This window comes from Spirochaetota bacterium, assembly GCA_004297825.1.
Lineage (GTDB): Bacteria > Spirochaetota > UBA4802 > UBA4802 > UBA5368 > FW300-bin19.
Genome location: SCSX01000012.1, coordinates 1 through 11755 on the forward strand (window position 1 = coordinate 1; position 11755 = coordinate 11755).

The window sequence follows — 11755 nt, forward strand, 5'->3', positions numbered from 1 at the left end:
ATCGGTCATGACGGTGCTGCTCATGGCCGCCGGATACATAATCGGTTCGGTGGGCCTGCTCAGGGCGGGGGGGATCATGGCGGGGGTGCTCGTGGTGGGGGCGTACCTGGCGGGCCAGAGGTATCCCCAGTTCATGCAATTCCTGGCGATCCAGGCGAAGAGGAGGCGGTATGAGCGCTCGCTGCTCGACGGCATGGATTTCGAGGCGGTAAGCGCGCGCCTTTCGGGACTCATGGAAGAGGGAAGGCTCTATACCCGCGAAGACCTCACGCTCAAGGCGCTTTCCGACTCGCTTGCAATCACGCCGCACCAGCTTTCACAGCTGCTGAACGAACGCTTCAAAATGAATTTCAAATCCTACGTGAACTCCTACAGGGTAAACGACGCCCGTCGCATCCTCGTGGAAGAACCGGAAAGCTCCGTTATCTCGGTCGCCTACGTGGTAGGATTCAATTCCAAGTCGTCCTTTTACCGCGCTTTTTTGCGCGAGACGGGCACGACACCGCATGAGTATCGCGCCGCCGCGCTCGACGCCCTCCCGCACAAGGATAGTCCCGGATTATAGTCCGGTACTCCGGACCGCACGCGCGGGCGTATTCCTTGTTGACAATATTACAATATTAACATCATAATGTGCAGTGTTGTTGAATAGACCAGAGGCCGGTGCGCGGATTTTACGGCTTACTTCAGAGGATCGGTGCAGGGTGACATCGGGGACGCCCCCGGGACATGCCGCGAATTATTTGTAAAAGGGTTTTAGTGATCAATTCTCCCTCAAGGCACAAAATATATACCTGAGTCGGTTAAATAAAAAATTTCGGAGGTGATATGAAGTATCCAAACGTCAAGTTTGAACCGTTATTTTCTTGGGTAAACAGACCAAGAATCATGTATGCGCCCGGGCTGCGGTCCGAGCTGGGATTCGAGATGGAGCAGCTGGGCGGCAAAAAGGCCGCGATCTTCACCGACAAAGGACTGGTGGCTGCCGGGGTTGCCGGTATGGTAGCCGACGCGGTGAAGAATTCGGGCCTTGAGCTTGCGGGTATCTTCGATTCCATCATCCAGGACGCGAGGATCGACATCATCAACCAGGGGGCGGCCTTTTACCGTCAATCCGGCGCCGATTGCATGGTCGCCGTCGGGGGCGGAAGCGTCATGGATACCGCCAAGGCTATCAATATCATGATTGGCGGGGGGAATGACGATTTTCAACCGCTGGCGGACCAGGCCGGACTCTGGGAGGGCGCCAAGCCCCTTCCCCCGCATATCGCTTTCCCCACCACGGCCGGGACGGGATGCGAGGTAACGAGTGCCATGGTGGTGATGGACTCCAAAGCCCATGCCAAGCTGCAGGTCACCCATCCATACTGCAACGCCGACCTTGCCATGCTGGATCCGGAACTGACGGCGAAGCTGCCTGCGAAGATCACCGCGTTTACCGGAATGGATGCCCTGACCCATGCTATCGAAGGAATGACCTCCACCGGGGCAGAGCCCATTTCCGACGCGCTGGGGCTGCATGCCATACGTCTCATCTTCAAGTATCTTCCTGTCGCCGTCAAAAGCCCGGAAGACATTGATGCAAGGGGACACATGCTCATCGCGAGTACCCTGGCGGGGATGTGCTTTGGAAATACCATGACCGGCGGGGTCCATGCGACGGCGCACGCCCTGGGCGCGCTTTACGGAATTCCACACGGGCTCGCCAATTCAATAATGCTTCCCATCGTGATGGATTTTAACGTGCCGGAGGCGGCGGATCGATACATGATGATAGCGGACGCCATGGGGCTCGACGTGACCGGTAAGAAGCCGGCCGAAGCGGCGAAAATGGCGGTTAAGGCCGTTGTGGCTCTCAAGAAGAAGATCGGGCTTACAGAAACGCTCAAGGATTTCAAGGTTCCCAAAGACCAGGAGAAGCTGATGCCGTTGGTCGAACTGGCAGGCGCGGACGGCCAGGTCAGTTATAATCCGCGCTACCTCGAAGAAGCGGATATCTTAAAGCTTTATTTGAAAGCAATTTAAATAAAATTAATAGGAGAATAATATGGAATTCTGGAAAGACTCGCAGGAAGCCGTAACCGCGATTAAGAAGATGTGGGAAGAAATTGGCAATGATGCAGAACTCCGCGCGGCTGCGGGAAAGGTTAATCAGCTTATTGTATTCGATTATACCGAAAGCGGACCCGGCTGTGCCGTATGGGTGGACTGCCGCAATGGCGGTTTTACTGTTGGAGCCGGGATACCCGAAGGCAATCCCGACCTGACCATGAGCCTTTCCGCCGACGATGCGCACCGCTCCTGGTCGGATAAGCTCAATCCGGTCATGGCCATAACGCGCAAGAAGATACGCGTTAAGGGTTCTGCAACAGGGCTCCTCAAGCTGGTTCCAAAACTTAAAAAAGTTGCGGTTATTTACAGGCAGGTGCTCACCGATCTGGGGATGGCCGATAAAATTATGAAATAGTACCACTAAAGCCACCCGTTCTAAGAATAATTCTGACCGGCGCTGAACACCGGGGAAAGCAGCCGGAATTCGTCTCGTGTGAATTTGGCAGGGAAAACCCTGCTCAGACAAACGGAGTTTTAATCAAAACAAAAATCATGGAGGAAAGAATCCATTGAAAAGGGTAACATTAAAAATTAATTCAGTTCAGAACGAATTCATTGTCGATGAAAAGCTTGTTCTCATCGATTTGCTCCGCAGGGACCTTCACCTGACCGGAACGAAACAATCCTGCGATCGAAAAGGACAATGCGGCGCCTGTACCGTGATCGTGAACGGGAAAACCGCTCATTCCTGTTTGAAAAAGGTCGTGGACCTGGAAGGCGCCGATGTCATTACGGTGGAAGGGTTGGGAACGCCGGACAACCCTCATCTGATACAGGAAGCCTTCGTTCTTGCGGGAGGAATCCAGTGCGGATATTGTACGCCCGGAATGATAATGGCCGCCAAGGCGCTGCTGGACGTGAATAAGAATCCGAGCGCGGATGACATCAAGAAAGCCCTGCGCCGCAACCTGTGCAGGTGCACGGGCTATAAAAGCATTATCGAGGCCATCCAGCTTGCCGGCCGCTTCCTGAGGGGCGAGACAACGCCCGATAAGGTGAGGCCCGCAGCTTCTGCAAAGGCACTCGGGGTATCTCACCCGCGTCCCTGGTCCATGATGAAGGCATGCGGCGTCACCAAGTACAGTGATGATATCGTCGTTCCGGGTGCGCTCGAGGCCGCGGCCGTAAGAAGTCCGCACCACAATGCGAGAATCAAGTCTATCGACTTTTCGGAAGCAGAGAAAATGCCCGGCGTAATCGGTGTCATGACCGCGGAGGATATCAAGGGATCGAACAGCGTCGCCATTATCACCCCGGATGAGCCCATCCTGTGCGCCGAATTCGCAACGGTCATGGGATCGCCGGTTGCAGCCGTGGTAGCCCTGACCAGGGAACAGGCCCGGGCCGCGGCAGCAGTGGTACGAGTTGACTATGAAGTGCTCCCGCGGGTAGCCACTGCGGCGGAAGCCCTTGCAGAGGGGGCGCCCAAGGTTAACCCGGATCCCGATTATCCCAATGAGGTCTATACGGTTGCGCAGATTAAAGGGGACGTGAAAAAGGCCATTTCCTCCTCAAAACACGTTATCAAAGAAAAATTCTCAACACAACTGGTCCATCAGGCCTGTCTGGAGCCCGAAGCGGCGGTTGCTTATATGGATGGCGAAGGGGATGACGCGCAACTGGTGGTCATCGGCCGTTCCATCAGCATTCATATGCACGCGGGGGTTATCTCGACCGCTCTTGGCTGGGACAATGTGCGCTACATTGAGGCTTTTGCCGGGGGACAGTTCGGGATAAAGATGGATATTACCACGGAGGCCATTGCGGCTGCTGCCGCCCTTCATTTCAAGCGGCCGGTACGCTACGCAGCCACCCTGGAAGAATCCATGATGATGACCACGAAGAGACACCCATACAGCATGGACGTGCAGTTAGGGGCCGATGCGGAGGGAAAGATCACGGGATTCGAAATCGATTTTACCGTCGAGAACGGAGCCCATACATCGATTGGTATAGTGATCATGGACCGATCCATAGAAATGCTGAGTGGCGCCTATAACCTGCCACATGTAAAGGCGGATGGAAGACTCGTCTACACCAATGATGCCTGGGGCGGCGCGGCCCGGGGCGCTGGTCCACCGCAGATAAATTTTGCCCTGGAATCGGCCGTTGATATGATGGCCTCGAAACTGAAGATGGATCCCTGGGAATTCCGGATGAAGAATTCTCTTCACCCGGGGGAGCCTACTTCCTCCGGACATGTGGTCGATGAATGGGCTTTCCTTGGCTGTATGGAGCGCATGAAGCCTTTATACGAGGCGGCGTGCAAGAAGGCTAAAGGCGAAACCAAAGGGGACACCGTCAGGGGTGTTGGCCTGGCGGGATCCAGCTTTGGGGTTGGGTCGGCCGGCGACGTATCCTATGTGGCAATCGAGCTGGACGCCGACGACGGTCTGACCGTCTATGGATCGGTTGAGGACCCGGGCGAAGGCAATGACGCCATGCTGAGCCAGATCGCCGCGCATTGCATGGGGGTGCCGCTCAATAAAGTCAGGCTGGTGACCCGCGACACCGATCTTACACCCGACTCGGGCGTATCGGCGTCGTCGCGGCAGACCTATATGTCGGGGGGCGCACTGGTTAAGGCATGTGATGAGCTCAAGGCCGCCATGAAGGAGGCGGGGGCAAAGACGCATGCCGACCTGGTCAAGGCGGGTAAACCCACCAAGTACATGGGAAGAAATATTCTTACCGATGTGGACGGCCTTAACAAGGAAACCGGTCAAGGCCAGGCATGGTCTTCCTTCATACATGGGGCCCAGATGGCCGAGGTTGAGGTCAATACCAAAACCGGCGAAGTGAAGGTCCTGAAAATGACCACCGTGGTCGACCCCGGCACAATCATCAATCCGCAGGCAGTCACCGGCCAGGTTGAAGGCGGGGCGGATATGGGCGCGGGGTATGCACTCAGGGAACACTTTGTTCTTGGGAAATCAAAGGACTGGATGACCTACAAATTTCCCACCATCGGGATGTCATTTGACCAGGAGACGGTTCTGCTGGAGTCTCCACGGGCCAAGGGGCCGTTAGGTGCTACCGGTATAGGTGAGTTTACCCTGATGGCCACGCATCCGGCGATCGCCAATGCGGTATACAACGCTACCGGCACGCGTATCTGCGATCTGCCCATCACTCCGGATAAGGTAGTGGCGGCCCTGGGGAAGAAATAAAAGGGCCGGCAGGATTTTTAATGAGTGAAGACGGATCAACAACGATCAGGCGGCCGCATACCCGCACGATCGCCGGTGTTGATATTTTGTTCAACGGGGAGGGGTTTTTTATATACCCCTCCCAGTGGACAGAAGAGGTGTTCGAGGTTCTGGCGCATGAAGCGGGCGTGGTGGAGATAAGCGATACGCAGCGCACGGTCGTTCGCTTTATTCATAAATTTTACGACGAACAAGGCAAATCCCCCCTTAACCATCACCTGAAAGTCGGGACTACTATGAGCATGGCGGAACTCGAAGCGTTGTTCCCCGGCGGCATCAAGTACGGGCTGCGCCGGCTGGCAGGGCTGCCGGACCCCAAGGGTTGCAGGAAAGCCGTAGGATGGAACGTAAAGAACGATGATATACCTGGATAACGCCGCTACCGTCTTTCCAAAGCCCGAAGCTGTTTTAAAAAAAATGATGGATACCTACCAGGCCGTAGGCGTTTCACCCGGCCGCGGCGATTACGACCTGGCGATGACGGCCTCGGATCTTGTCATGGACATAAGGGGGCATCTCTGCCGGTTTTTCGGGGGCGATGATCCCGAACGCGTGGTATTCGCTTCGAATGCGTCGGATGCGCTCAATTTAATTATCCAGGGAATGATTGAGCCGGGATGTCACGTAGTGAGCTCACGGCTGGAACACAATTCGGTGCTCCGACCCCTGCATCATTTCCAGAAGCAGGGAATCATTACCTATGACCTGGTAGAATTTGACGGACAAGGGCGTATCGATCCCGAGGACATCGCCCGTGCCATAAAGCCGGCAACCAGAATGGTGATCATCAACCACGCGTCCAATATCATCGGAACGATTCAGAATGTGGAAGCGATCGGACGGGTCTGCCAAAATCATGATGTGCCTTTCATCCTCGATGCAGCTCAAAGCGCGGGGCTGGCGCCGATACGCATGCGGGAGTGGGGGATAAGCGCATTGGCCTTCACAGGACACAAGTCGCTGATGGGACCGTCGGGAATCGGCGGGCTTGTGTTTGCCGGTGATGTCGATATCCGGACGACCCGGTTTGGCGGCACCGGTATCGATTCTGAAAGCCTGGAGCACACGCAGACATATCCCCACCGTCTGGAGACCGGGACGCCCAACCTTCTGGGAATCATCGGCCTGGGAGCCGGTTTGGAATTCGTGGAACAGGCCGGCATCGATACCACCCGGATCCGGGAAGCCGCTCTGGCGCAAAGATTGGCCCAGGGTCTATCGGAAATCCCCGCCGTCCGAATACACGGTCCCTCCGGGTGGGACGACCGGTTGGGGGTGCTCATGATAAATGTCAACAGGATGGTGCCTGAGGATGTGGGCGCCATTCTTGACGGCGACTACGGCATTGCCGTCCGGACCGGGCTGCAATGCGCACCATTGGTGCATCGGGACCTGAATACATTCCCGTATGGAGGGGTCCGGTTTAGCGTAGGTCCGTTCAATACAGTCAGCGATATTGATGCAGCCATTTCTGCATTAGCCGAAATCGGCAAGAACAAATAGGCGCAGGTATTCTCATCCTGCCGTGGCTGACTTTACCGGCGATCGGAAAAATACTATTGCCTCGTGTGAAGCCGCTCATTTGATACTAGTGGGAGCCGTACGTTACTAATGAAAGATCTATTCCTGGCATGTGCGAATTTATTGGAGGCAGGGGAAGATGTTGTTATGATCACGATAATAGATCGTGAAGGGTCGGGGCCGCGTACCGCCGGAAGTAAAATGCTGGTGCGCCGCGACGGCGCCATAGTCGGCACTATCGGAGGAGGCATTTTTGAAGCCCAGGCGACCCGAATGGCGCAGGAAGTTTTCCAGAGCGGACAGGCGATGACGCGGGAGTTTCGGTTTTCAGGCAGTGAGATAAGCGGCATGGACATGGTTTGCGGGGGCAGGGCCGAGATATTTGTCGACGTGCTGCGGTCCTGTTGCCCCGAGAATGCTGCGGTATGCAGGGCGATTGGCGAATTGACGTGCAATGATTTGAATGCCTGCCTGATCACCAGAATCGTTACGGGTTCGGGAAGCGAGGACTGTGTAAAACTGGCTTTCATTGCCGGGAATGAAAAACCCGTGGGAATGTCGCTGACCGAAGCGGACCGGGAAGCGCTCGAGCCTGCGTGTAAAGGACGTTTTCCCCTGCGGGTGAAGCGGGAAGAAGCATCGTATCTGATCGAGCCCGTTCGCCTTCCCGGAACGGTCTATATATTTGGGGCAGGGCACGTATCACAAAAGCTTGCGTATCTGACCCCTTTCCTTGATTTTCAAACGGTTATAGTGGATGATCGGAAGGAATACGCCAACGAGAAGCGTTTTCCGCGCGCGGATCGAATTGTCGTTCCCGAGACCATGGAAAATTGTATGAAGGACCTGCGCATTTCCAGGAACAGCTACCTTGTCATTGTAACCCGCGGACATGCGTATGATGCGGCTGTTCTTGCCCAGGCCCTTGAGACCGACGCCGGTTATATCGGAATGATCGGCAGCAAGAGAAAACGCGAGACCATATATAATCACCTGCGCCGGTCGGGAGTACAGGAAGCTGCGCTGGCAAGGGTCCATTCCCCGATCGGGATCGATATCGAAGCGGAAACCCCGGAAGAAATTGCGGTCAGCATTGCGGGAGAATTAATTCAGAAAAGGGCGGGACTGATCGATGGCCGGGTTTGACGATCATGTGGCTGCGATCGTTCTCGCGGCAGGATACTCGAGCAGGATGGGAGGAGCCTTCAAGCCGTTATTGAAGCTCGGTGATTATACGGTCGTAGAGCGTGCTGTCATGGCGCACCTCGATGCGGGTATCCGGGACGTCAGGGTAGTAACGGGTTATCGGGCGGATGAAGTCGCAGCGGCGGTTAAACACCTGGATATCGGCGTAGTAGTTAATCGCAATTTTGAAAAGGGAATGTTTTCGTCCATACAGGCAGGTGTTGCGACCCTGGCATCCACGGTACAGGCTTTTTTTATCATGCCGGTTGATATCCCCTTTATCGAACCGGCTACAATTCGAACTATTCTTGATGCCCATGAAAAGCATGGCTGCGGCATCACCGTTCCGATATACAGGGAGAGGAAGGGGCATCCGCCGCTAATCGCCGGCAGATACGCAGCAGAAATAATGAAATCTTCGGCACCGGATGGTTTAAGGGGAATACTAAACAGCCATGAAACCGAGGCACGAAACGTTGAAGTGGACGATGAGGCAATACTTTTAGATATTGACACCCCGGAAGACTATCGACGGCTCGCGGGTTTCAGGGAAAGGAGGAATATTCAAAATGAAGAAGAGTTGAAAGAATCATTGGGTCCAATCTGGAAGAAATACCCTCGATGAAATTGATCGATACATCGGCCGGCGTATCTGACCCCGGGTAATGTAAGAATTTGTCAATAATTAGCAGTATCGGTAATATTTAAACTGTTTTTTCCTTGGGTCCGACTATGATATTTTGACTTCAACAATAAACAGCGCGGAGTAAATCCGAAATAACAAATATGTTGTAATACATATTAAATAAAAATTGACAGGAGCCCAAGTATTTCCATTACATTTATTAATACGTAACGACCGCAGGGAGGCAAGCTCCTGCATTGTGAAGTAGTTATCGTTGCGGCTTCGCATCCGGATAAATATTTCCGCTGTTTCGAAGGGGATGATTCTGTGAGGGTTCACCTAAACGAGGTATATTAAAGACGATTCGCGCCGGAAGTGATTCATCAAAGGATATAATAGACCCGTTTAACGCGGATAAGATATTGAAATTAAAATAACGCACCGAGGGATATCATGAAAGCAAATACGGGAAAAATAATAAGGGCGGACCTCACCTCCGGAAAAGTAACAATAGAAACGCTGCCGGAAGACTATTACCTGAAATTTATCGGCGGAAGCGGGCTCGCGGCGAAGTATTTCTGGGAAAAAGGGGACTTCAAGGCGGACGCCCTTTCCTCGGAGGCGATGCTTATTTTTATGAACGGGCCCTTCGCGGGGCTCAAGCTCTCCGGTGCCAGCAGGAACAGCGTCGCGGGCCGCTCGCCCCTTACGGGGCACTGGGCGGATTCCTCCTGCGGCGGGTATTTCGCGCCGGAGCTCCGCTTCGCGGGTTATGACGGTCTCGTCATTACCGGCAAGGCCTCCACGCCCTCGATCCTTCTCATCGAGGACGATACAATATCGATACTGGACGGCTCCGCCTACTGGGGCAAGGGAATCGATCAGGTCAACAGGGATTTGAAGGAAAAATACGGAAAGACCTACCGGACGCTGGTAATAGGTCCCGCGGGCGAGAACCTTGTCAAATACGCCGCCATCCTGAACGAGGGTCACCATGCCTTTGGACGGGCCGGTTTTGGCGCCCTCATGGGCTCCAAGAATCTCAAGGCGATCGTGCTTAAGGCCTCGAAGAAGGAGATGAGCATCGCCGACCCGGAAAAATACGAAGCGCTCCGGAAGGAGCTCAACCCGAAGTTGAAGGAGGCCCTCGCGGCGAGCGTGCTGGGCGAGAACGGCACCGCCGCCAACCTCGAGGGGGGAATGTATGCAGGCGATGTGCCGATCAAAAACTGGACCTCGAACTTCTGGGAGGAGATGGGAGACGCCCTGGGCGGCCCCACGCTTTCCGAGAAGTACCTGACGAAGCATGGGGCGTGCGCGTTCTGCGCGATCGCGTGTAAGCGCGTCGTCGAGGTGAAGGAAGGACCGTACGCGGTCGACGAGGGACCCGGACCCGAGTATGAAACGATCGTTGCATACGGCGCGCTCATGGGCTCCATGGACCTCGCGGCCACGTGCAAGGCGAACAGGGTGTGCAACGACCTGGGAATGGACACCATCTCCTCGGGTGTGACGATCGCGTGGGCGATGGAAGCGTTCGAGAAGGGTGACCTGACAAAGGATGACTGCGACGGGATCGAACTGAAATGGGGCGACCTTGCGACCGTTATCGACAAGGTGCTTCCGGCCCTGGCGAAAAGGGAGGGAAAACTCGGCGCGCTTCTTGCCGAGGGAAGCGTGGCGGCGGCGGAGAAAACGGGCAAGGGCTCCATCGATTATACGACGCAGAGCAAGGGCATGGAGGCGCCCATGCATGATCCCCGAGGGGGCGGGCACGGGATGGCGCTTACCTACGCCGTGGGCGCGCGCGGGGCGTGCCACGTGGCAGATCCCATGCTCTTCGTGGAGATGGGGGCCTGTTACTGGCCCGAGATCGGCTTCGAGTTCAACCTGGAACCCAAGACCGATGAAAACAAGCCGGAGTCCGCGGTTATATCGATCGCGATGGGGGCGCTGGAAAACAGCGCGTGCTTCTGCCAGTTCGCGGACAGGGAGATGTCGATCGGTGACTGGCTAGACCTCTTTAACCTCGTACCGGGCTACAATTGGGAAATTGCGGATATGATGTCGGCGGGGCGCAGGATTTATTACCTGAAAAGGCTCCTGAACTTCAAGTTCGGGCTCACGGCCGCGGACGACGCATTGACGCCCAGGATGCTCGAACCCGCGCGGGACGGAGAGCCCGAAGGGATAGAGATGAATTTCACGGGCATGAAGGAGAAATTCTACGCGCTCATGGATATGGACCCTGAGAAGGGAATACCCTCCAGGTCGGCGCTCGAGGAATATGGACTGAACGAAGAGGCAGCCGGGGTCTGGTAGGGATGCGCGCATGAGGATCAGGGTGAAGCCTGTCGGGGTTATCAGGCAGTTCGTGACCGCCCAGGAACTGGAGGCGGTGGAAGGCCTGACCTCCGAGAGGCTCATTCATGATCTGAAGATTCCGAAAAAGCTGAAGATGGTTTCGTTCGTCAACGGCAAGAGCATCTCCCTGGGGGAGAAGCTGAAGGACGGAGACGAGGTCATCCTGGCGACACTCCTGGGCGGGGGATAGTACTCACCCGGTTATATTTTTGATAAAGTATGTGTTCCGATACACCCGTATTTAATGGCAGCGCCTGACAGTACAACCTGCATGTCATTTCCCCCAACGGAAGTGCCAGTTTATAATCCGGAACTGCGCAGTAAGACCGTTCCCCGATTCAGCGTTGACATTAGTGCTATAGTATAGAAGAAATGTGCTTCGCTGCCGTCTGTCGCTGCGGAGTATGCGCGGATAAAATCCTTCGACCCCGGGGAGTGCATGAGACGGGAAATCAACATTACGATAAAGTACTATTCCGGAATTGCCCGCGAGCTTGGTCTCGAGGGATACGATTCGGCGAAGGGAGTCGTGCTCACCGTGCGCGCGGGAACCAGGTTAAGGACGGTGCTCCGGCGCGCGGGACTGCGGCGGCTCGCACGCTATAGTTATTTCCGCGGGGGCGAGCGTATCAGCGCCTGGCGGGTTTTGAAAGACCGGGACGAGGTGAGCTGCCTCAAGCCGTCGGGCGGGGGCTGACACCGGCAGGGAATTCAAGGGCGGGGCGGAAGCACGTTCCGC

General features: G+C 55.4%; 11 protein-coding genes. All 11 read left to right on the forward strand.

Annotated features, from left to right (window positions below):
- On the forward strand, positions 1-565 hold a 565-nt coding region (locus EPN93_01795), incomplete at its 5' end, for a helix-turn-helix domain-containing protein (GenBank protein TAL39294.1).
- A gap of 263 nt (positions 566-828) precedes the next feature.
- On the forward strand, positions 829-2025 hold the full coding sequence (locus EPN93_01800; protein ID TAL39295.1) for an iron-containing alcohol dehydrogenase: 1197 nt from the start codon (positions 829-831) through the stop codon (positions 2023-2025).
- Positions 2026-2047: 22 nt separating this feature from the next.
- Complete coding sequence (locus EPN93_01805) at positions 2048-2467, forward strand: SCP2 sterol-binding domain-containing protein (protein ID TAL39296.1); 420 nt, start codon at positions 2048-2050, stop codon at positions 2465-2467.
- A gap of 154 nt (positions 2468-2621) precedes the next feature.
- Positions 2622-5282 carry an aldehyde oxidase gene (locus tag EPN93_01810; protein TAL39297.1) on the forward strand — a complete coding sequence of 887 codons (2661 nt, stop codon included), beginning with the start codon at positions 2622-2624 and terminating at the stop codon, positions 5280-5282.
- A 20-nt stretch (positions 5283-5302) separates the two neighbouring features.
- The gene (locus EPN93_01815) at positions 5303-5695 is read left to right on the forward strand and encodes a hypothetical protein (GenBank protein TAL39298.1); all 393 of its coding nucleotides are present in this window, start codon (positions 5303-5305) and stop codon (positions 5693-5695) included.
- On the forward strand, positions 5679-6824 hold the full coding sequence (locus EPN93_01820; protein ID TAL39299.1) for an aminotransferase class V-fold PLP-dependent enzyme: 1146 nt from the start codon (positions 5679-5681) through the stop codon (positions 6822-6824). Before EPN93_01815 ends, EPN93_01820 begins: the two co-directional genes overlap by 17 nt.
- Before the next feature lie 108 nt (positions 6825-6932).
- Positions 6933-7988: an XdhC/CoxI family protein gene (locus EPN93_01825; GenBank protein TAL39300.1), complete on the forward strand. Its 1056-nt coding sequence runs from the start codon at positions 6933-6935 to the stop codon at positions 7986-7988.
- The gene (locus EPN93_01830) at positions 7975-8652 is read left to right on the forward strand and encodes a nucleotidyltransferase family protein (GenBank protein TAL39301.1); all 678 of its coding nucleotides are present in this window, start codon (positions 7975-7977) and stop codon (positions 8650-8652) included. The genes EPN93_01825 and EPN93_01830 overlap by 14 nt, the downstream gene beginning before the upstream one ends.
- Positions 8653-9105: 453 nt before the next feature.
- Positions 9106-10974, forward strand: a complete 1869-nt coding sequence (locus EPN93_01835; protein TAL39302.1) for a hypothetical protein — start codon at positions 9106-9108, stop codon at positions 10972-10974.
- Between the two features lie 10 nt (positions 10975-10984).
- Positions 10985-11206 carry a hypothetical protein gene (locus tag EPN93_01840; protein TAL39303.1) on the forward strand — a complete coding sequence of 74 codons (222 nt, stop codon included), beginning with the start codon at positions 10985-10987 and terminating at the stop codon, positions 11204-11206.
- A gap of 249 nt (positions 11207-11455) precedes the next feature.
- A complete protein-coding gene (locus EPN93_01845) occupies positions 11456-11713 on the forward strand; it encodes a hypothetical protein (protein ID TAL39304.1) in 258 nt (85 codons plus the stop codon).
- Positions 11714-11755 lie beyond the last annotated feature (42 nt).